Source organism: Candidatus Villigracilis proximus (genome assembly GCF_016717045.1).
GTDB lineage: Bacteria > Chloroflexota > Anaerolineae > Anaerolineales > Villigracilaceae > Villigracilis > Villigracilis proximus.
This window is the reverse complement of sequence record NZ_JADJUO010000001.1, coordinates 506,509-527,208: the sequence shown is the minus strand read 5'-3', so window position 1 is coordinate 527,208 and position 20,700 is coordinate 506,509. Positions and strand designations below refer to the sequence as shown.

Annotated in this window: 28 protein-coding genes; 15 read left to right on the top strand and 13 right to left on the bottom strand. The window is 48.6% G+C overall.

Annotated elements, in window-relative coordinates:
- Positions 1-562: 562 nt before the first annotated feature.
- The 5 genes from IPL71_RS02825 (at position 563) to IPL71_RS02805 (ending at position 2,489) form a co-directional block, all read left to right on the top strand.
- Entirely contained in the window at positions 563-802 is a 240-nt protein-coding gene (locus IPL71_RS02825) for a cyclic nucleotide-binding domain-containing protein (protein WP_345318638.1), read from the top strand.
- Positions 803-876: 74 nt separating this feature from the next.
- Positions 877-1,518, top strand: a complete 642-nt coding sequence (locus tag IPL71_RS02820) for an SDR family oxidoreductase (protein WP_345318636.1) — start codon at positions 877-879, stop codon at positions 1,516-1,518.
- A complete protein-coding gene (locus tag IPL71_RS02815) occupies positions 1,472-1,651 on the top strand; it encodes a hypothetical protein (RefSeq protein ID WP_345318633.1) in 180 nt (59 codons plus the stop codon). The genes IPL71_RS02820 and IPL71_RS02815 overlap by 47 nt, the downstream gene beginning before the upstream one ends.
- Before the next feature lie 11 nt (positions 1,652-1,662).
- Positions 1,663-2,166 (top strand): DUF4405 domain-containing protein, encoded by a 504-nt coding sequence (locus IPL71_RS02810; protein ID WP_345318631.1) that lies wholly within the window; start codon positions 1,663-1,665, stop codon positions 2,164-2,166.
- The gene (locus IPL71_RS02805) at positions 2,163-2,489 is read left to right on the top strand and encodes a hypothetical protein (RefSeq protein ID WP_345318629.1); all 327 of its coding nucleotides are present in this window, start codon (positions 2,163-2,165) and stop codon (positions 2,487-2,489) included. Before IPL71_RS02810 ends, IPL71_RS02805 begins: the two co-directional genes overlap by 4 nt.
- A 50-nt stretch (positions 2,490-2,539) precedes the next feature.
- Here the strand turns inward: IPL71_RS02805 and IPL71_RS02800 are convergent, their stop codons facing one another.
- Positions 2,540-3,007 carry a hypothetical protein gene (locus IPL71_RS02800; protein WP_345318627.1) on the bottom strand — a complete coding sequence of 156 codons (468 nt, stop codon included), beginning with the start codon at positions 3,005-3,007 and terminating at the stop codon, positions 2,540-2,542.
- 150 nt (positions 3,008-3,157) lie between these two features.
- Here IPL71_RS02800 and IPL71_RS02795 point away from each other — a divergent pair, with 150 nt between their 5' ends.
- Positions 3,158-3,361, top strand: a complete 204-nt coding sequence (locus IPL71_RS02795) for a MarR family transcriptional regulator (RefSeq protein WP_345318625.1) — start codon at positions 3,158-3,160, stop codon at positions 3,359-3,361.
- Positions 3,362-3,399: 38 nt separating this feature from the next.
- A complete protein-coding gene (locus IPL71_RS02790; protein WP_345318623.1) occupies positions 3,400-3,582 on the top strand; it encodes a hypothetical protein in 183 nt (60 codons plus the stop codon).
- Positions 3,583-3,591: 9 nt separating this feature from the next.
- Here the strand turns inward: IPL71_RS02790 and IPL71_RS02785 are convergent, their stop codons facing one another.
- The 9 genes from IPL71_RS02785 to IPL71_RS02745 form a co-directional block, all read right to left on the bottom strand.
- On the bottom strand, positions 3,592-4,215 hold the full coding sequence (locus IPL71_RS02785) for a dihydrofolate reductase family protein (protein ID WP_345318621.1): 624 nt from the start codon (positions 4,213-4,215) through the stop codon (positions 3,592-3,594).
- Between the two features lie 64 nt (positions 4,216-4,279).
- Positions 4,280-4,738 carry a VOC family protein gene (locus IPL71_RS02780; protein ID WP_345318619.1) on the bottom strand — a complete coding sequence of 153 codons (459 nt, stop codon included), beginning with the start codon at positions 4,736-4,738 and terminating at the stop codon, positions 4,280-4,282.
- A gap of 68 nt (positions 4,739-4,806) precedes the next feature.
- The gene (locus IPL71_RS02775; protein WP_345318616.1) at positions 4,807-5,184 is read right to left on the bottom strand and encodes an iron chaperone; all 378 of its coding nucleotides are present in this window, start codon (positions 5,182-5,184) and stop codon (positions 4,807-4,809) included.
- Positions 5,181-5,567, bottom strand: coding sequence for a VOC family protein (locus IPL71_RS02770; RefSeq protein WP_345318614.1), 387 nt, complete (start codon positions 5,565-5,567; stop codon positions 5,181-5,183). Before IPL71_RS02770 ends, IPL71_RS02775 begins: the two co-directional genes overlap by 4 nt.
- Before the next feature lie 19 nt (positions 5,568-5,586).
- Entirely contained in the window at positions 5,587-5,940 is a 354-nt protein-coding gene (locus tag IPL71_RS02765) for a dihydrofolate reductase family protein (RefSeq protein ID WP_345318612.1), read from the bottom strand.
- On the bottom strand, positions 5,880-6,161 hold the full coding sequence (locus tag IPL71_RS02760; RefSeq protein WP_345318610.1) for a dihydrofolate reductase family protein: 282 nt from the start codon (positions 6,159-6,161) through the stop codon (positions 5,880-5,882). The genes IPL71_RS02765 and IPL71_RS02760 overlap by 61 nt, the downstream gene beginning before the upstream one ends.
- Before the next feature lie 29 nt (positions 6,162-6,190).
- Positions 6,191-7,087 carry a prephenate dehydratase gene (pheA, locus tag IPL71_RS02755; RefSeq protein ID WP_345318608.1) on the bottom strand — a complete coding sequence of 299 codons (897 nt, stop codon included), beginning with the start codon at positions 7,085-7,087 and terminating at the stop codon, positions 6,191-6,193.
- Between the two features lie 74 nt (positions 7,088-7,161).
- Positions 7,162-8,343: a pyridoxal phosphate-dependent aminotransferase gene (locus tag IPL71_RS02750; RefSeq protein WP_345318606.1), complete on the bottom strand. Its 1,182-nt coding sequence runs from the start codon at positions 8,341-8,343 to the stop codon at positions 7,162-7,164.
- 145 nt (positions 8,344-8,488) lie between these two features.
- Entirely contained in the window at positions 8,489-9,754 is a 1,266-nt protein-coding gene (locus IPL71_RS02745; protein ID WP_345318604.1) for a GAF domain-containing sensor histidine kinase, read from the bottom strand.
- 100 nt (positions 9,755-9,854) lie between these two features.
- Between IPL71_RS02745 and IPL71_RS02740 the strand changes: the two genes are divergently transcribed.
- The 7 genes from IPL71_RS02740 (at position 9,855) to IPL71_RS02710 (ending at position 15,523) form a co-directional block, all read left to right on the top strand.
- Positions 9,855-10,940 (top strand): inositol-3-phosphate synthase, encoded by a 1,086-nt coding sequence (locus IPL71_RS02740; protein WP_345318602.1) that lies wholly within the window; start codon positions 9,855-9,857, stop codon positions 10,938-10,940.
- 79 nt (positions 10,941-11,019) lie between these two features.
- Positions 11,020-12,165: a polysaccharide deacetylase family protein gene (locus IPL71_RS02735; protein WP_345318600.1), complete on the top strand. Its 1,146-nt coding sequence runs from the start codon at positions 11,020-11,022 to the stop codon at positions 12,163-12,165.
- A gap of 259 nt (positions 12,166-12,424) precedes the next feature.
- A complete protein-coding gene (locus tag IPL71_RS02730) occupies positions 12,425-13,534 on the top strand; it encodes a polysaccharide deacetylase family protein (protein ID WP_345318598.1) in 1,110 nt (369 codons plus the stop codon).
- Between the two features lie 24 nt (positions 13,535-13,558).
- Positions 13,559-13,903 carry a histidine triad nucleotide-binding protein gene (locus tag IPL71_RS02725; RefSeq protein ID WP_345318596.1) on the top strand — a complete coding sequence of 115 codons (345 nt, stop codon included), beginning with the start codon at positions 13,559-13,561 and terminating at the stop codon, positions 13,901-13,903.
- Between the two features lie 189 nt (positions 13,904-14,092).
- Positions 14,093-14,428: an FAD-dependent thymidylate synthase gene (locus IPL71_RS02720; protein WP_345318594.1), complete on the top strand. Its 336-nt coding sequence runs from the start codon at positions 14,093-14,095 to the stop codon at positions 14,426-14,428.
- The gene (locus IPL71_RS02715; RefSeq protein WP_345318592.1) at positions 14,328-14,978 is read left to right on the top strand and encodes an FAD-dependent thymidylate synthase; all 651 of its coding nucleotides are present in this window, start codon (positions 14,328-14,330) and stop codon (positions 14,976-14,978) included. Before IPL71_RS02720 ends, IPL71_RS02715 begins: the two co-directional genes overlap by 101 nt.
- A 41-nt stretch (positions 14,979-15,019) precedes the next feature.
- The gene (locus IPL71_RS02710) at positions 15,020-15,523 is read left to right on the top strand and encodes an FAD-dependent thymidylate synthase (protein ID WP_345318590.1); all 504 of its coding nucleotides are present in this window, start codon (positions 15,020-15,022) and stop codon (positions 15,521-15,523) included.
- Between the two features lie 92 nt (positions 15,524-15,615).
- On the opposite strand, the gene IPL71_RS02705 is transcribed toward IPL71_RS02710, so the two are convergent.
- A complete protein-coding gene (locus IPL71_RS02705) occupies positions 15,616-16,599 on the bottom strand; it encodes a potassium channel beta subunit family protein (protein ID WP_345318588.1) in 984 nt (327 codons plus the stop codon).
- Positions 16,600-16,700: 101 nt separating this feature from the next.
- Here IPL71_RS02705 and IPL71_RS02700 point away from each other — a divergent pair, with 101 nt between their 5' ends.
- A complete protein-coding gene (locus IPL71_RS02700; protein WP_345318586.1) occupies positions 16,701-17,618 on the top strand; it encodes a LysM peptidoglycan-binding domain-containing protein in 918 nt (305 codons plus the stop codon).
- 56 nt (positions 17,619-17,674) lie between these two features.
- Here IPL71_RS02700 and IPL71_RS02695 read toward each other — a convergent pair whose 3' ends face one another.
- Positions 17,675-19,285, bottom strand: coding sequence for an ABC transporter substrate-binding protein (locus IPL71_RS02695; RefSeq protein ID WP_345318584.1), 1,611 nt, complete (start codon positions 19,283-19,285; stop codon positions 17,675-17,677).
- Between the two features lie 11 nt (positions 19,286-19,296).
- Positions 19,297-20,601: a peptidase MA family metallohydrolase gene (locus IPL71_RS02690; RefSeq protein ID WP_345318582.1), complete on the bottom strand. Its 1,305-nt coding sequence runs from the start codon at positions 20,599-20,601 to the stop codon at positions 19,297-19,299.
- Between the last annotated feature and the right edge of the window lie 99 nt (positions 20,602-20,700).

Sequence of the window (20,700 nt, the reverse complement as noted above, 5' to 3'; positions counted from 1 at the left end):
TAAGTGCGGTTATTTTAGAACACTTTTTCTAGAAGGTCAAGCACGGCTTTTCACGAATAATAACCTTGCTTGCACGCGCCTTTTTTATGGTGTAGTCGTATAATTTGTATATGTGCAAAGCGCATTATACCGAACCCGGGTTGTCCAAATTATAGTGCAGCACGCTGACCTGTTCACATTTACAAGGAAAAAATTCAACAATGACGGGTATCAACAACCAACAAGCACATGATTTCCTGAAGAAATCAATTCTGGCGCTCTCGAACATTCCCGAGGAACTCATCGAGCGCCTATTTTCCATTTGCAAATCAGTCCATTACAAAAAGGGGCAGTTTTTTCTAATGGCAGGGGATATTCCAGAATATGTAGGCTTTAATCTAAATGGAATATTCCGGCTGTACTATGATGATGAAAACGGGAATGACCTGACCAAGGGCTTTTCCACTGCCGGGAAATTCGTCATCTCTTACAGTGCTTTGGCACAACGGCGCCCGTCTTTTTTTACATCGAAGCGCTGGTTGACACCGATGTTTTGCAATTCAACTTCAGCCAATGGATACAGATGGTGGAAGAAGATATCCGCTGGTACCCCTTTCTTTTCAAATTGCTCGAAACGGTATACATCATGAAGGAATTACGCGAAAAATCATTCCTGCTGGATAGCGCCGCAGAGAGATATCTGGCTTTCCAAAGAGATTACCCAAACCTGGAAAACGAGATCAAACTTTATCACATTGCCTCTTTTATTGGCGTCACACCCGAGGCACTAAGCAGGATAAGAAGCAAACAAAAATTGACCTAGGTCAAGGAAATTAAACCTCCGAAGCAGTAAGATACCTGCAACAAAGCAAGATATCAAAACTTCGGAGGTCATCCATGAATAATCAATCACAAAGAGTCGTACTCATTACCGGGGGAAGTTCAGGCATTGGCTTTGAAATGGCGAAACAGATGGTCGCGCAGCATTCTGTTGTTATCATCTGCGGGCGCTCACAGGAAAAGCTGGAGGATGCCAAAAGAAAAGTGCCGCAGTTGGTCACAATTCAATGCGACATCACCAAAGCTGAAGATCGTCTGGCGCTGCACAAACAAATCTCGACGAATTTCAGGGGCTTGAATATGTTGATGAACAATGCGGGCATTGCGAAGCGTTATTTGCTTGCAAAAACAGGGGATTTGGAATCAAGGATAGAAGAAGAATTACAAACCAACTTCCTGGCTCCGGTACTTCTCACACAACTGTTCCTGCCCATGTTGATCGAGAACAAGGGCACGGTGGTCAATGTCTCTTCCGGGCTGGCTTATGTCCCCCTTTCTGTTGAGCCGAGTTATTGCGCCTCCAAGGCGGCATTGCACTCGATGACCCAAAGTATGCGGGTGCAATTTGCAAAATCGGGAATTAAGGTTGTAGAGATTTTCTACCCCTCCGTCGATACGCCATTTCAAGGCGGACACGCGCCCGAAAAATGCCATGAAACCGGAAGATGCAGCAGCCATTGCGCTTCAGGGCTTGAATAGCGGGAAGGAAGAAATTCGCGTAAAAATGGCGGGATTTCTGTTTGCTGTAAGCCGCCTGATGCCGAAACGGGCTTTGAGTCTCATCAACGGATTCATCCCGGATAACGTTGAAGAACTACTGGCACATGCGTAAAGGGGGACAGCATGACAATCAACATTGAACGGAAACGCAACCCGCTCAGCAGTACGCAAATCCAATTCCTCGCAGATATTGTCTTGTTCGTCGGCATTGTCTGGGCGCTGATGCCGCAAGCAACGGGCATTCCCCTGCATGAATGGGGCAGCCTGCTGGTGATCATTCCATTTCTCGTTCACCTTGTGCTGGATTGGCAGTGGATTATCTCCGTCACAAAACGCTTTCTCAAACGACAGCCAGGAGAAGTGCGATTTAACTATTTTTGGAACTGGTTTCAATTTGTGATGATGGTCATCGCCAGTTTTTCAGGAATCCTTATTTCAAACGCGGTGCTGCCAACCCTGGGCATTCCCATTGTTGTTGACCCATTCTGGCTGGAAGTTCACCTTTTCAGCGCCAATTCGGTCATGATTATGCTCGGCGTCCATTTGGCGATGCACTGGCAGTGGATTATCGTCAATTTCAAACGGTATATCCTACATTACGGAACCAAAAACGGAGTTGCAGCATGAATACCCTCAAGCAGGTCCTCACTCCGATGTTGATCATTTTACTGGCAGCAACCATTATGATTTTTGGCTTGACCCTGTTGGATGATACAGAATGGGCAGATAGTTTTCGGGGCGGGCCGTCAGCCCAATCTGTAGACAGGGCGACGGTCAGCGAAGAAAGCGAGTCGTTGGTGGACGGTATTTTTCGCTCCGTGGATGCGTTCCTGAAAGTAGTCCTATTTATGGGCATCCCGGCACTCTTAACTCTGCGCATCCTGCGAACCATCAACCGCAAGCCAAAGAACGTTTTGGATAATCACCAATTAAAAAAGGGGGAGGCGTAATACTACGATGATTTGATGTTGCAGAAGAACTTCCTTTTCAGCACAAGACTTCAACTCACCGCTTTTTTAACGAGTGCGATGATCTTTGCCTCTTCGGCGGAGGTCAACTTGATCAGCGCAAAAGATGCCGCCCACATATTACCTTCGTCAAGTTTTGCATCGGGTTGGAAGCCGAAGGTGGCATACCTTACACCAAACTTGCTTGCAGCCTGAAAGAAGCAAATCACCTTGCCATCCTTGTCCGCATACGCAGGCATACCATACCAGGTTTTCGGCATCAACTCCGGCGCAGCAGCAGTAACGATCTCATGAATCCGCTTCCCCATCGAACGATCCGTTGAGTCTTTCATTCCGGCAATCGCAGCAAGGATGGCTTTTTCACCTTCCGCCCTATCCTTGCCGGCGCGCGCTTCCGCTTTCAATTCCTGGGCGCGAGCCTTCATCGCGGCTTTTTCGTCGGCGGTAAATCCTTCACTTGGCTTCTTGGTTGGTTTTTTCGCATCTGCCTTGGGGTTCATAAAAAATCTCCTTATCTGACTTTGGTTTATTTTGACACTTGCATAAAAACGATTTTATCTTTATAATAAAGATACTTCAAAATAAAGGTAATGTCAAGGGTATATTTCTATGACCAAATCCACAAAGACAGATTTGAAAAACGAGCCCTGATGGCAGTCAGGGATTATGGTGTTAATCTGACACAATTCCGCAACGCCATGAGTGAATGGGCCGGACTCAACGTAACCGATATGGAATGCCTCAGACTGCTATTCCAAAAAGGCATTGCGACACCGTCTGAACTTTCCAGATTTACAGGGCTTACATCAGGCGCAACCACCGCCATGCTCGATCGGCTCGAAAAGCTGGCTTAATTGAGCGCAAACCCAATCCTGATGACCGCCGCGGAACTTTGATCGCTCCTGCACCATCGAGTGCAGAAAAAGCCGCGTCATGGTTTGAGTCAGCGAGAAAGGCTCAAGATGAATTGATCTCAAGTTATTCTAAAAGTGATCTGGAAATCATCGCTGATGTTTTTGAACGCTTTGCCAAACTATGGGACGATGAACGTAAAAAAGTTCAAAAGCACCCATAGCATTTCCGATCAGTTTCCAGTTGTGATTGCACCTGCGCGTTCGTAATTCACAACAATGACGCCATTCGGGGAGATTATACTTTCCGTCACTTTGAATGCCATCGGAAGTGTACCGTCAGCAAACAACCGCTTTCCGCTACCCAAGGTTATCGGATATATCATCAGCCAGAATACATCGACCAGATCATGCTTGATAAGCGCCTGAATGAGATTACTGCTTCCCCACACATGTAAATCCGGGCCTGGCTGTTGCTTGATTTTGGCAACTTTTTCTGCAACATCTCCGCTTAAAAACACGGACGGCTGCCATTCACTAGACGTTATAGTATTCGAGGCAACGAACTTGGTCGCCGAGTTGGCGCCCGGCCATATATCCCCATGCTGCGGCCAATACGGCGCCCAAATATCAAAAGTCTTGCGTCCTAACAACAGATCGAACGGCATGTTCATTTGTTTTCTCAGAGCCGTTCCAAGAGTCGCATCGGAATATGGCGCTATCCACCCGCCATGTGCGAAGCCGCTGTCGGTATCTTCATCCGGTCCGCCCGGAGCTTGTATGACACCATCCAGGGAGATATGCTCAAGCACAACAATTTTTCTTGTGACTGAATTCGTTGTTTTATCTTTGGACATTTGGATCCTCTTTGTAGTTTGATTCGTTGTATTTAAAATATGCGTTCTGCCATCACTTGCATCATCACTCGTTGTTATACGCTTTCTTCAAGTCAGCAACGATGATCTTTTTCATCTTCAACATGGCCTGCATCACCCGCCCGGATTTTTCAGGGTCGGGGTCACCCATCAACTCACCCAACTGCTTCGGCACAATCTGCCACGACAGGCCATACTTATCCTTGCACCAACTACACATCGACTCTTCTCCCCCATCCGCAGTCAACGCATTCCAAAAATAATCCACTTCTGCCTGGTCTTCGCAATTAACTAACCTCAAAACCACCTCATTGAACTTGAACTGCGGCCCCGCATTCATCCCCATGAACTCCTGTCCATCAAGCTCGAACGCAACGGTGAAGGCTTTTCCGTCCGGCCCGCGTGAGACAGAATTTACCTTCGAATTCTTAAACAATGAGACATAGAAATTCATCGCCTCTTCAGCCTGACTATCGAACCATAAGAACGGGGTGATCTTTTTCATTTTAAAATTCTCCTTTTCATTTTGGAATCCATCAGCTTGCTGATGGATAGACAATAACTAGAGTTTATCTATTTTCCGTTGACGGATTTCGCCCTGGCGTCTTTCAAATTTTCCGCGATCCGAAACTTAATAAATTTCTCAATCAATTTGATGGGCATCGGTTTATCGAGGGGAAAGTTAAGCGAACTTTTCGCCGAACGATATTGCTCGATCTGCTTTTGAAACGCTTCATTCCCCGCCGGTATCGGATACATTTCGATATGATTTTTCCACGCTGAAAAATGGATGAAGTACTCGCCGTTTACCTTGAAGGCGGGCATGTTGTAACTGATCTGCCCATCGGCATTCGGAACCTGTTCCTTAATGGTTGCGATGATTTCCCCCATCGCTTTTTGCGCATCTTCAGAAAGAGTTGAAAGATATTCTTCAATGGAAGTAAATTTCATACTAAACCAGCCTTTTCATCTACTTCAAAGATTCCAAAGGTATTGCCTTCGGTGTCGATGAAGTATCCCTGCCAGCATCTGCCGGGAACCGGGAATTTTTCCAACGCAACCTGCCCACCATTGGACAGAATCTTCGCGGCAGTCGCATCAAAGCTTTCTACTTCCAACGAGCAGATGAACGCATTCGTCCCCTGTCCAAGAGACGGAGCCTTCACCGGGCGTTGAAGGCAGCCGCCGCGCGAGCCGCCGGTTTCGATATCGTAATATTCGATAGGCACGCCGGGGTTGCGGCTCATCTTCCAGCCAAAAACAGTCTGGTAGAACTTCACCGCACGCCCCACATCGTCAACGTGGATCTCAAAAAAGATATAACCATGATTCATGAGCGGTTCCTTTGTCAGATTAACGAACAGGTTCGTAGCGCTGATACAGCACACCCGTAGGAAGAGGCGCAGATTCAATCAACTTGAGGCGCACATATTTTCCATCCGGAAATAATTTCTTGCCGTTGCCAAATATCAATGGATAAACATGCAGAACAAATTCATCCACCAGATCATTTTCGATGAGGGTATGCATCAACACACTACTGCCATCCGAAAGAATATTTTTGCCCGGTTGGTTCTTGAGTTTACGAACTTCTTCGACGACATTGCTGCTGATGATGGTGGAGTTGCTCCAGGCCGCTGAAGATTTCAGCGTGGTGGAAACAACATATTTTTTGACATTGCCAAATGGATTTTCTTCGGGTGGCAAAGGCTCAAAGGCATCGCCGTGGGTCTTCCATGTTTTGCGCCCGAGCAAAGAGTATCGGCGGTCTCCATAGCTTGCGAGAAGCGCATCCCGATGTCATCGTGCCAGAAGGGAATAGTCCAGCCGCCGTGAGTGAAGCCGCCATCGGTATCTTCATCCACGCCGCCGGGGGCCTGGATGACACCATCCAAAGAAATGAATTGATGTACGATCAGTTTTCGCATGAGAACTCCTATTGTAGATAAATTTTGTCCTATTTTAGAACATATTTTCTGATTTTACAAGTGGGAGTCTTAATCAAAAAATCTCCGCCCACCGAACAGACGGAGATTTTTTGATTACCGTTGAAACGCGGATACGACCCCAACACCCGCAGCATCACTGCATATTCCCCCAAATGGTCCAGCGCACGCTGCACAGTTTCATCTTGCACGGAACCGATCAGATCAATATAAAAAAGATATTCCCATGGACTTCCCTGCAACGGGCGCGACTCGATCTTTGTCAGGTCGATATCACGCAGGGCGAAAACGCTCATTGCTTTGAACAACGACCCGGGGACATTTTTCAGCGTAAAGACGATGGAAGTCTTCGCTTCGCCCGTCGGGACAATTGATTCTCGTCCGACAGCAAGAAAGCGCGTATAGTTTTCCGCGTTATCTTCGATGCCCTCCTGAAGAATTTGCATCCCATATAATTCCGCTGCCCGCTTCGACGCAATTGCCGCCACGTCCCGCGCACCCGACTCTTTGAGCATCTTTACACTTCCCGCTGTATCGTAGACCTGCTCCGCTTTGATATTGTGACTGCGCAAATATCCGGCGCATTGTCCCAACGCCTGCGGATGACTGATGGCCTTTTTGATATCTTCCATCTTCACGCCCGGGTTGACGATCAAGCAGTGTTGCACACGCAGAAAGTGCTCCCCCACAATATGCAGATCATGCCGCAAAAGCAGATCATAATTTTGATGAATGCTGCCCGCCAGTGAATTTTCAATGGGAGCCAGCGCCGCGTCACTTTTGCCGCTGACAACTGAATCAAACATCACATCAAACGATTCGCACGGAATGGTCTCCACATTCCCAAAATAATTAAAAACAGCCTGCTCGCTATACGCACCGGGTTCGCCTTGGAAAGATACTTTCATTGAAGCTCCTGAGTTCTCGTTGAACGTCAAACGTTGAAAGTCAAGTGACGTTCGACGTTTGACGATTTTTTGAATTATTGTCGTTCCGCCCACTCAACGATCTTCCTGAATCCTGCTTCCACATCTTCATCAGAAGCAGCGATCGTCATGCGGATGAAACCTTCACCCTCTTCACCAAAAGCAGAGCCGGGAACTAACCCCACACCTGCTTCATCTAAAATCTTTTCGCACATTTCAATGGACGACATATTCAATGCGCGCAGATCAAGGAAGAAATAAAATGCACCCTGCGGCGGAATGACTTTTACTTTGTCACTTTCCAATTCGTGCGATAAACGCAAAACCAGTTGACGACGGCGGCCGTAGGCGGCGCGCATCTCAGCAGTGACATCTTGAATCGCGGGGTCGGTCAATGCGAAGGTTGCGGCTTTTTGAATGAAGGGAGCCACACAAGTAATGGAGTTTTGACCTGCTTTCAATGCGTTCTCAATCACATGTGCAGGCGCAGCGAGATAGCCAACGCGCCAACCCGTCATAGCATACGATTTGGACAGGCTGTTGACCAGCAACGTTCTTTCTTTTGCGCCTTCAATCGCCGCTGCAGAAGTTGGCTTCTCTTCATAATATAAACTTCCATAGACTTCATCGCTGACGATCCACAGGTTATGTTGGGCTGCGAAGTCTTGTAGTTTTTGCAGATATTCCCGGGTGGGATATGCGCCTGTTGGGTTCGATGGGTAATTCAAAACGATGACGCGGGTTTTGGGAGTCAACGCTTTCAGCCATGAGTCAAAATGAGGGATGAATCCATTTTCGGCGGGGGCAGGGACGCGGATCACATTTCCGCGCAGCATGATCGCCATATTGGAGTGAGTCGCCCAGGAAGGATCGGGGATGAGGACGTCGTCACCGGGGTTCAAGACAGATTGCATGGCGAGATAATAAGCGTGGATGCCGCCATGCGTGATCAAAATTTCAGAGGCGGGGTTGTAGGAAACTCCTTCGTCACGAATCAGCTTGGATGCCACAGCAGCTCTCAGGTCCGGGTAGCCGCGTGATGGACCGTAGTGAGTGAGGCCGGCTTGCATGGATTTAAGGGCCGCATCCACAACGGCTGGCGGAGTTCCGAAATCGGGATCACCCACTTGCAGACCAACGATATTTTGTCCGCTGGCTTTGAGGGCGAGGATGCGGTCGGCCATGGCGACGGTGGCTGATTGGCGAATGAGTTCAAATTGTGTGTTGATGCTTTGCATAAGGGTTTCCAGTTTTAGATAAGGTTACATCCTTCGGCTACGCCGCAAGAACGGCGGCTCCGCTCAGGATGCGTGGAAAAGGGAGTGTATCAAATAAACAAAAATCCCGTCAACAATTTGACGGGATCATTTTTTGCAGAATATATCATTCAACAAATGGATTCACTGGATCGGGAACATTACTTGTTTTTCCAACAGGCAGCAGGAATGTAAATGTACTTCCCAGTCCTTCCATGCTTTCAGCCCAGATCCGTCCGCCGTGCATCTCGATCATCACTTTTGCAACGGAAAGGCCGAGGCCCATACCGCCATGCCTGCGTGTTAGATGCGATTCAACCTGATAGAAACGCTCAAACACGTGCGGCAGATCTTTAAGGGGAATTCCGAGGCCGTCATCTTCAATGGAGACTTTTACAAAGTCAGGCTGCTGCTCGCCGCGAATGATGACATGCCCGCCTTCATTGGTAAATGTGATCGCGTTCTTAACCAGATTACTCAAAACAATGGCAACCTTGCTGCCATCGGCATCCACCAGCAGATCCTGCCCACGTTCCAATTCAACTTTAAGAGCGACGCCTTTTTGAATTGCAACATCACGGAAGGAGGCGGAAACATCTTCGATAATCCGTGTAATGGAAACTTTTCGCGAGCGAATACTTGCGCCGCCCGTTTGATAATTATCCACGCTGGAAAGGCTTTCAATGATCTCTTTTAACTTGGAAGCATTACGAATAATAGCTTCCACCTGTTCTTCGTATTCGTTCCCGACCAATTCACGTAAAAACGTGGAATGACCGAGGATCAAACCAAGTGGTGTCCGAAGTTCGTGCGAAGTGATCGCGATAAATTCGTTCTTGAGCCGGTCAAGATCGCGAGCTTCATCCTGGGAAGATTGCATGGTACTCTCAAGCATCTCATTTTGCATGGCCGTTGCAGCCAGAGAAGCAAGCGTCTCCAAAACAAGCGCATCTTCCTCGGTATAATTACCCGAATTGGCTTTATTAAATACTTCAAACACACCCACCGGTCTACCGTGTAAAATAAGCGGAACGCCCAAAAGGGAACGGGTGACAAAGCCGGACAGTTCATCGATCCTGCCATAATGACGTTCATCTTTCTTGACGTCATCGATCATTAGCGGCTTGACATGCAGGAAAATCCACCCGGCGGCGCTGCCATTCAAAGGGATGCGCGCATCCTTGATGGCATCACGATGAAACCATGGCACATATTTAAAATAAAGGTCCTGGGCGGCTTCATCAAATTCCATGAGAGAAGCGGTTTCACTCTCTGTTAATTCCGAAGCAGCCGAAAGAATGGACTGTAAATACGTTTCAAGGTCAACCGTTGTGCTGAGGTTGCGGGTAACTTCAAGAAGTCGTGCGAGGAGTTTTACCTGATCTACGGTCATATTTACTCTATAGTAAGATTATACTTCAATGGTATATCTGAAATGAAAGATGGGCATAAAGCTACAAGGAAACTGTAATTAAAAATTCAAGGAGAAAATCATGGCAAATAAAAAAGTACGCGTCGCCATTATTGGCGTAGGGAACTGTGCATCCTCCCTCGTACAAGGTGTTCAATTCTACAAAAATGCAAAAGCGGATGAAACCATCCCCGGCATCATGCATACGCAGCTTGGCGATTATCATGTGAGCGATGTTGAGTTCACCATGGGAATTGACGTAAACGTTGAGAAAGTCGGCAAGGATCTTTCTGAAGCCATCTTTGCCGAGCCAAATAACACCTTTAAGTTCTCTGAAGTTCCGCACCTCAACGCCCCGGTCGTGCGCGGCATGACCCATGATGGTCTTGGCAAATACTTAAGTGAGATCATCACCAAGGCGCCCGGCCCCACAGCCGATATTGTCAAACTGCTCAGAGAAACCAAGACCGATGTCATCATCAACTTCCTGCCGGTGGGCTCTGAAATGGCCACCAAATGGTACGTGGAACAGGCAATCGAAGCCGGCTGCGCATTTGTAAACGCCATTCCAGTTTTCATCGCTTCTTCTGAATATTGGGGAAACCGCTTCCGTGATGCGGGTCTGCCCATCCTCGGCGATGACATTAAGTCACAACTCGGCGCGACCATTTTGCACCGTGTCATCACCAGCCTGTTCGTGGACCGCGGCATTAAGATCGATCGCACCTATCAACTCAATTTCGGCGGCAACACCGACTTCCTCAACATGCTCGAACGCGAACGTCTGGAAAGCAAGAAAATTTCCAAGACCAACGCCGTCACCAGCATGGTCCCCTACGATGTCGGTGCGGAAAATGTCCACGTTGGCCCCAGCGACCACGTCCCCTGGCTCACCGACCGCAAGTGGTGCTACATCCGCATGGAAGGAACTACCTTCGGCAACGTGCCGCTCAACCTCGAACTCAAACTCGAAGTGTGGGACAGCCCCAACTCCGCCGGCGTGATGATCGACGCAGTCCGCTGTGCCAAGATCGCACTCGACCGCGAACTCGCCGGCCCCATCGTCGGCCCATCCTCCTATTTCTTCAAAACCCCGCCCAAACAATTCCGCGATGATGTCTGCCGCGATAAAGTGGAAGAATTCATCTCGGGCAGAAGCGACGAGTAACAGTAATCAGTTGTCAGTATAATCAGTGGGACGTTTGCCAAAAGCAGACGTCCCACTTTTTTCAGGTAGAATTCCACACATGAAAACAAACTACGGATTAAAAGCCTCGCATCTTTTCCTAACCCTCAGCCTGCTTGCCGGACTATTGGCAGCCTGCCAACCCGCAGCCGCCACCGCAGATCCCAACATTGTCATGACCGCGGCCTACGAAACTGCCGTAGCACAGATCAGCATTCCAACCGAGACACCAGCACCAACAGATACCCCCGTCCCCACTGCCACCATTCCGCGCACACCGCCCGCACTCCCCGCCACATATCAAACCTCCCTGCTGAAACCAGAAGACCTGCCGCGCACCTATGTAACAGATAGCTGTCAATATTTACAGAACAAATGGAATTCCAACAATGCGCTACCCGGCACCATCATCATGCCTGTAATGTTCCACGGCATTACGAAAGATGCAGCGACCGGACTAAACCAGATATCGGCACAGGATTTCAAAAAATTGATGAATGACCTGCATGAACTGGGATTTCAAGCCATCAATATGCAGCAGATGGTGGATTTTATGTACAACAATACAAATATCCCGCCGCGCTCTGTTTTACTGATCGTGGATGATCGTCACTTTGCAGAATCTTTTAACGATCATTTTCGCACATATTATGAACAATGGGGCTGGCCTGTCGTCAATGCATATATTGGCATCGATGAACGCCCCGACCTCTGGGCAGAGAACGCCGCCCTCTCCGCCGAAGGCTGGGTAGACTATCAAGCACATGGCTACATTCACAACATCCCGATCATGAACTCCTCCACTGATGAATTTATCAATGGAGAAATGGGCGGCGCGATCACGTCCCTGCAAAAATATATGAACAAGACTCCCGTTGGATACATCTGGCCTGGCGGAGGCTTCTCAGCCCGCGCCGTGGAAATTGGCACCCAGCTTGGCTACAAACTTGGATTCACCGTCAACCAACGCGGTCCTGTCATGTACAACTGGATTCCACAAGCTGATGCAGTCAATCAATCCAACCCAATGGCGATACCAGAAGTACCAGCCAACAATCCGCTGATGACCATTCCACGCTATTGGGATGTGAATGCCCGCGGCCAGCTTGACACGGTGATCCAGATCGGAGAACAGGCCGCCCTTATGCCGAACAAAATAAGGCCATCGAACTGGAGTATTACGATATTGTTTGCGCGCCGTCATTAGGCCCCATTCCGTAAAGCTGTAAATATAGGTTCACAAAACACATACAAAACGCTAACAACCGCCGGTTATTTCTTGAAATAAACCTTCAGGACTCCTTGTCAGTGCCCAAACACCAAGCCATCAATTGCTAACCTGCACAGATTTTAAAATTCGCGCTCATCGGTGCATGAAAAGAAACCAGATCGCCTTTATTTCAAGGTAGCAATTTAGGTTAATTACCGATAAAGTCTGGACAAAAATATCGTTTACAATGTGTCCTATGAAAAAGAAGGAAAATAATAAAGTCTCCATCCTTTATCGAACAACGAGCTTGTTATTACTCACATTCATCCTGATCTCGTGTTCTCCATCATTTATACCCACTCCGATCAAAACAACTGAAGAAGTATTGACAGAAAATGCAGTGATTCCCACCCTGCCGGCATTGTTTCAGTCCAACTACTCCAATCCACTGGACACGCCGCATACCTATATTCAGGATTCCTGCCAATATGTAGTCAACAGATGGAATCGATTAAATGCCGAACCCGGCACAGTCGTGATGATCCTCATGTTGCACGACATCATCACGACCCCCTCCGAAATTGACGGGGATGCCGGGGATGTGGATATTAACGATCTGCGCAAGATCATCAGTCAGCTTAAATTTCAGGGTTTTGAGGCGATCAACACCAAACAATTTCTGGCATTCATGGAACGTAATGTCAAGATTCCGCCGCGTTCCGTGCTCATTATCCAGGATGGGATTCATGGCCTGGAAAACTACAACAAAGGTTTCCGCGAATATTGGGAAAAATGGAATTGGCCGGTCGTCAACGGCTGGGTCAGCCAGCCAAACATGGACGACCAACTCTGGGCTGACAATATCGCACTGGAAAATGAAGGCTTCGTAGATCATCAGGCGCAGGGAGTAACAGACGGCACACTGCTCTCTGACGACTCATCCAAAGTAGTGATCGCGCGCGAACTAAAAGGCTCGCTCATTCCCTTTGAGGAACAATACCGCAAAAACCCGATCGCCATCATCTGGCCCAACGGCGGGTTTGGACAACGCCCTGTCGCCGCGGCACGCCTGCTTAATTATCAACTTGGATTCACTACCAATTCACGCGGCCCGGTGATGTATAACTGGGTGCCGCTTGCAAATGAATTTGATCCTGAGCGCCCATCTTTTATTCCAGAAGGCACGTTCAACGATCCGCTCATGACCCTGCCGCGCTACTGGCCGCATGAAGCGCTGAACGCCATTGACCAGGTGCGTATCACTAACAATGAAGCAAAGGCCTACGCCGAAGCAAACAAAGCCGCAGAATTTGAATATTACCGGGTCGTTTGTGAGCCCATTTACGGCCCGATGCCAACACCCTGATATTTATTTTTTCGGAGGACAATCATGACAGACTGCATTTTTTGCAAGATCATCACAGGCGACATTCCAAGCACCAACGTATTCCGTGACGAACAGGTAACGGCCTTTCGCGACCTCAATCCCGCCGCACCGACCCATATTCTGATCGTACCCAACAAACACATCGACTCGGTCAATATGCTTACAAATGACGATGAACAGTTAATTGGTCATCTCTTCACCACTGCAAAACAGATCGCCGCACAGGAAGGCATCGCCGAAGATGGCTACCGGCTCATCATCAATACGAATGCAAATGCCGGGCAGACTGTATTTCACATCCACCTACACCTTTTGGGCGGCGCTTCCATGCAACATCCAATGGGATAAACATCAAAGCGATCAGCGAAACAGCTGGTCGTTTTTTATAAAATAGCAAACTTCTGGAAGTCTTTTAGACGCATTCATGGCGAGAGGGCTTTTAGAAAGACTTCCGAGTCTGATTACCTAGATTGACTCACGCAAAATATCATTTATAACCCGCCCAACCAAACACATTACTAAAACCTGGAGATCCACATGCCTGAACGAGAAATTTACCTGTTATCCCCGCGCGCACTCAGCCCTGAAACCATCGCAGTTGCTTTTGCAAAAACATCACGCGCGCCTGAATCCTTTCGCGAGATCGCCGCGGAGTTAAGCGACGAAAAGTCAGCGCAGTTCCATGAGAAATGGGTCGTGGGCTACGGTCACGCATCTGTAGCGGAACATGCGGTTCTGCATTTTGCGTTCGAAAATGTCTCACGCATTGCGATTGAAACCATCGAAAGCAGCCGCCTCGCATCTTATACTGAAAAAATCCACGCGCTATCAAAAATGGGGCCAAGCGGACTTCACCATCCCGCCCGAACTTGATGGACATCCCCTGCGCGACGAATATATCGAAACCGTCCGCTTCCTTTTCTCGACTTATGCTGAATCGCTCGACCCAGTCAAGAATCTCATCTTAGGGAAATCCCCGCGCCGCGACAATGAAAGCGACGAAGCCTACGACCGCCGCATCCGCTCACAATACGTGGACCGCTGCCGCTTCATCCTGCCTGCCGCCGCAAACGCAAATGTCGGCATGACCGCCAATGCGCGCGTGATCGAAATGGTCATCCGCAAGATGCTCTCTCATCCGCTCGCGGAAGTACGTCAGATCGGCGAAAAGATGAAGGAAGTAGCCAAAGCCGAAACCCCCACACTGGTCAAATATGCTGATGCAGTCCCCTATGTTGTAGAGACAATCAAGGAATTGAATATGGAGTCAGGCGGCAAGCCGCCGAAATCACAGGAGCAAGCTCCTGTACTCCATGGATGGTGCGATTTAATTGATTACGACAAAGACGGCGAGAAAAAGTCCTCGCCGCGGCTTTGTACCGCTTCAATGAAACACCCTTTGCTGACGCGCTGGCGTATATAAAATCACTTAAGAAAAAAGAGCGTACCGAATTAGCAGAAACATTGCTTAAGCGTCTCGGTAAATTTGACACGCCATTGCGCGAACTCGAATATTCCAACTATACCTTTGACATCGTCATGGATCAGGGCGCGTATGCCGAGTTCAAACGTCACCGCATGATGACGCAGACCCCGCAGCGCCTGACGACTCATCTCGGGTACACGATTCCGCTCCTCGTAACAGAAGCAGGTTTCGGGTCCAAGTATGAAGCGGCGATGGAAGCAGCGATCAAGATGTATGAAAAGTTATATGCGTTCAATCCAGATGTCGCGCAGTATATTGTCCCCAATGGATTTAATCGCCGCGTGCTGGCGCAATTCAATTTACGTGAAGCCTTCGCCTTCTGTCAATTACGCACGGCCGCCAATGCGCATTTTTCGATCCGCAGAGTTGCTCAAAAAATGTATGAAGACATCGCACGCGTACATCCGTTGCTGGCTAAATACATGAAACTGCACAACGAAACATGGCAGGGCGTGGAAGAAAATTATTTCACTAAAGTATAAAAAGATTAACCACAAAGACACAAAGACACGAAAGCTCAAAGTTTTTTTCTTCGAGACTTCGTGTCTTTGTGTTTATCTTTTCAGAAACTATCTTATTCTTCGTCTTCGGATTTCTTCACTTCAAAGATCACATCGATCTTCGCCATGATCTCAGGGGTAATGCGATCCACCACATCGGCGGCTTTCATGTTTTCATGCACCTGCTCCACACGGCTTGCGCCAGTGATGACCGTGCTGACAAACGGATTCTTCAAACACCAGGCCAGCGCCAATTGAGAAAGTGAACAGCCAAGTTCTTTTGCGATCGGTTCCAACGCTGTGACTTTGGCAAGTTTCTGTTCATCGGTCAACAGGTTCTTCAACCACTCGTAGCCCTTAAGCGAGCCGCGGCTGTCACTGGGAATACCGCCTTTATATTTACCAGTCAACAATCCCGAAGCCAGCGGACTCCAAATGGTGGTGCCGTAGTTGTAATCCTTATAAAAGCGGACATAATCGCCTTCGAGTCTTCCGCGCTCGAACATGTTGTATTGCGGCTGTTCAACAACCGGCTTGTGCAAGTGATGACGCTCCGCGATCTGAATCGCCTGCGCGATCTCAGAAGCAGACCATTCTGAAGTTCCCCAATACAAAGCCTGTCCCCATTCGATGATGTTGTGCATCGCCCAAACGGTTTCTTCGATGGGTGTGGTTTTATCGGGGCGGTGACAGTAGATCAGATCCACATAATCAAGCTGCAAACGTTCGAGTGATCCGGCAATGCCTTCGATCAGACGTTTGCGATTAAGCGTATTCTTTTCGTTGATGCCTTCATTGATGCCCCAAAAGAACTTGGTCGAGATCAGATAACTGCTTCTGCGCCATTTCAATTCCTTGAGCGCCGCGCCCATCACTGTTTCTGATTTGCCCCCCGCATACACTTCAGCGTTATCAAAAAAATTCACGCCCGCATCATACGCTGCGGCCATCATATCCACTGCGGCTTTCACATCTGCCTGCGTGCTAAACGTAACCCACGAGCCAAAAGACAGCTCACTGACTTGAATGCCGGTCTTGCCGAGATGACGATATTTCATTGTTGCCTCCAGAGATTTTGTTCGTCTATTATATAATACCCTCGGTCACAAATTGCGTTTCTTGCCAAGCAATTTGTGACCGCGATGGGTATAATCACCTAATGCGTAATCTAATATTGACGTGTGTATTTCTTCTGACAGCCTGTGCGCCCGCGTCCATACCCAACACTTCCAATAACTCGATCGAACCCTATCTCACAGTTACCCCCAGCCTGACCTCCACGCCCAACGTGCTTGTCATTGCAGAAACGCCGCTGCCCACAGCCACCCCATTTATTTACACAATTCAATCAGGCGACACTTTCAGTGAACTCGCCGAGCAATTTAAGATTTCACAGGATGCGTTAAGAGCAGCCAATCCGGATGTCTCTCCGAACAGCATGTCGGTCGGGACAACTCTTCTCATTCCAGACAGTTCCCAACCCCTCAGCACCGCATCAACCCTAACGCCTGTGCCTGCTCCTGTCACCCAAACAGTTTGCCACCCCTCAGCAGATTCTGGCCTTTGGTGTTTTGCGCTGATCCATAACGATACATCTGATGTCCTTGAATATGTATCGGCGCAAATTACATTACTCGATGAAAACAATAACGCACTCGCGAGCCAAACTGCCTTCCCCCCACTGGATATTATCCCCGCGAACTCGTCGTTACCTGTCTATGTTTTCTTTCCCAATACATCGGCAAGCGCAAATACACAAATTCAATTATTGAGCGCCATTCAATCCAACAATTCACAACGCCCGTCTGCATCATTACATAACACCATCGCCCAAATTAACTGGAACGGACTCTCCGCCCACCTCAGCGGACAGGTTATCCTGCCCGCTGAATCGACAGCCGCAACCCAGGTCTGGGTCGCGGCTGTGGCGTACGATAAAGATGGTCAAGTTGTTGGGCTCAAACGCTGGGAAGGCGGAGCGATTCAGCCCGGGGGAAATATCTCTTTCAGCTTTTTAGTATCCAGCCTCGGGCCGGAGATTGATTCGGTGGAGTTTGTTGTCGAGGCCAGACCGTAGACAATAGACCATCGACCGTTTTTACAGTCCACGGTCCATCGTCCATTGTCAAATATTTACTTCCCATCCAACCACATATATCTTTCAAGAGGCACCGTGATCGGAGTAAACACAAAGCCCTTCACATACGGCTGCACGAGTTGATAAGAAATTGAATGCGTTGTGAACAACACGGGGGCATCATCCACGATCATTTGCTCGGCTTGTTGATACATGGCAATACGTTTGGTTACGTCCTGTTCAACACGCGCCTGCTCAAGAAGTGCATCCAACGCAGGGTTGGAGTAACCGCCTTGATTTTGATTGGAACCGCTATGGAAAAGAACATCGGCAAAATTCTCAGGATCGGGATAATCAGCACACCAGCCGCCGCTAAAGATCTGTCCGTGGTTGCCTGAATAAATTTGCTCGTAATAATAATTGTATTCAATGTTCTCGATATTAACCGTCACACCAAGATTCTGTTCCCACATTTCAGCCATCGCGGCCACATCAGAGCTGACATAACTGCCAATGCCGCCGTTCGTATAAACGATGGGAGGTAATCCTTCTGCGCCGCCATATTTGGATTGCTTGAGCAATTCGCGCGCCTGTTCAGGATCGTAGTCCAAACCTTTGAGCTCATAATTAAATCCGGGCAAACCGGGCGGGTATGGACCAATCGCCGGCAAAGCCTGTCCGCGCAACACAACGTCAATATAACGCTGACGGTCGAACGCCATCGAAAACGCCTTGCGAACATTCGCATCATCAAAGGGCGGTTGTGTATTATCAAAAACAACATAACCTGTGCAAAGATTAACACCTGTCACGAGATGACTATGTAACGGCTCTGAGGGATCAAGCATACGGTCTATATCGTAAATTCCAACACCGGCCACATCCACATCACCGGTTTCAAACAAACGCAGATCATCACCCGCGTAAAGTTTTATCACCACATACGGAATGGAAGGCGCGCCAAGATAAAAATCCAGATTGGCTTCATACACAATATATTCAAAAGACTTCCATTCGGTTAAACGATATGGCCCGGTGCCGTTGGGAGTGCGCACCCACTCTTCGCCGCTTTCCACATTTTCCTGATCCACGACAAAAGCAGTTGGGAAAGTAAGTTTCAACAGGAAGTAAGGCTTGGGCGCATCAATTGTGACCTGCAAGGTGAGATCGTTGATCGCCTGCAAACCGCTGATATGATCGGCCTGCCCCGCGGCCATTTCACGCACGCCCACGATATCGCCCAGATAAGTCAACACCGTATCAGACGCAAGCTGGGGGCTGGCTGCCCTTTCCCAGGAATAGATCACATCTTTGGCAGTGACAAAGCGGTTGTTGTGAAAGCGCGCGTTCTCACGCAAGTGGAATGTATAGACCGTGCCGTCTTCACTGACTTCCCATGTTTCTGCGATGTCAGGTGTGAGATTCAAGCGCGGGTCAAAAGAGACAAGTCCACTAAAGACAAGTTTGTTGCCTGAACTATACGTCGTGGCGGGATCATAATCCCGCAGATTGGTGGATTCTCCGCCGCCGTAAACAATAGCCTGGTCGAGCGGAATATCCACCTGCAAAGCGGATGCTGTTTTTGCGCTGGTGGAAAGAACGAGGGAAAGCACAAGTGTCAACGCGAGGAATGAAAGCACAAAACTCTTTTTGAAATTCTTAACCATTTTTGCCTGCCTTATGATTTTGCGAGCGGACAATTAATCCCAGGGCCAATACGCCGAAGACCAGCAATATCATGCCGCAGAAACAGATCAAGGCGATGGTCAATGCGATTGGCGGTCCCTTGGGGGCATCCTGATTCAGTAAATGATGAAGTAGGGATTGCATAAGGTGTAGGCGTCATTGCTAATGGCGCGCCTGAAACGGGCACGTAGGTGGGGACAAATGTCGGGGTGGGCTGGGATGTCGCTTGAGCAGAAGCAGTTCGAGGCGCGGCCCCGACCGATTCTCTCCAGAGGTCTTCCAATCCATCAGTGTCGAATCCATAGACTTCGACCAGTGCATCGTCGATCGGTTTTGCATCCCGCAAGGCACCGAGCAGTTCTGTTATTTTTTCCTGCCCATATTCATTAATCAAAAAAGTAACAATGCTATGCGACTCGCTATAGGAAAGATTGGCTTTGTCGGCGAGTTCGGAGAAACCGCCATTCAGCGAACGAATGGTTAAGACAGTGTTGTTGCTGATGGCCTGGTCAAGTAGAGACTGCATATTGTCATCCAGTGCGCCTTCGCTGAACATGGCGAGTCCTTCATTCAACCATGTCGGAACCGTGCCGATGCAGGAAAATGTAAAATGCCCGACCAGAATATGAGTCAATTCATGAATGACTGTGTTTTTATCCCATGTGGAATCAGACCCCGATACCCCCATGATAAAAATATTATAGTCAGGGAAAGCCATGCCGCCTGTCCATGAGGGTTCATAAAGAATAGCTTCGCGCATATCGTCGTAATTTGGATAAACATAAAGATCAATTGGGGAATCTGTGGTCAGCCCGGCCTGTTCCTTGTTACGGCGCAAGCCTTCAACGCCGGCATCGAGCATGGTTTGGGCAAAGGATTGATCATTGCCGTACCAATGCAGGCGCAAATCACCGCTGGTGATGGTTTGCCAGTCATGCACATCGTCCAGCCATGTGGCGGTGTTTAAGTCACTGGAGAATTGTGCGCCGCTTTCATCAGTGTACCGCCAGCGCCACCAGATGCTTGCTCCCGGCGGAAGTGAGCCGCTCTGGCGCATGTCCCATGTCCACGCGACCTGGGTTGTTTTGGCAGATGTGAATTCAGGAAATGCGATGGCAATCACATCACCGCAGGTCTGTTGTTCATTGCCATATTCCAAGGTTACAGAAGTAATGCTGGAACTGGCTTCCAACGTGGCTGAGAATGTCGCGGTGTTTGGAAAATCAAACGTAACCTGATCCTCTGTCACATCTGCGCGCGGCGCGGCAAACACGGGCTGCGCGGGAAAAACAAGCATTGCAAATAATAAAAAGATTTATTGTTCCAGTTCGCATACAGGATCCTCCTTAAAATTTTTCCTACTATATCACCAAACAAATTATCACACACAAATGGG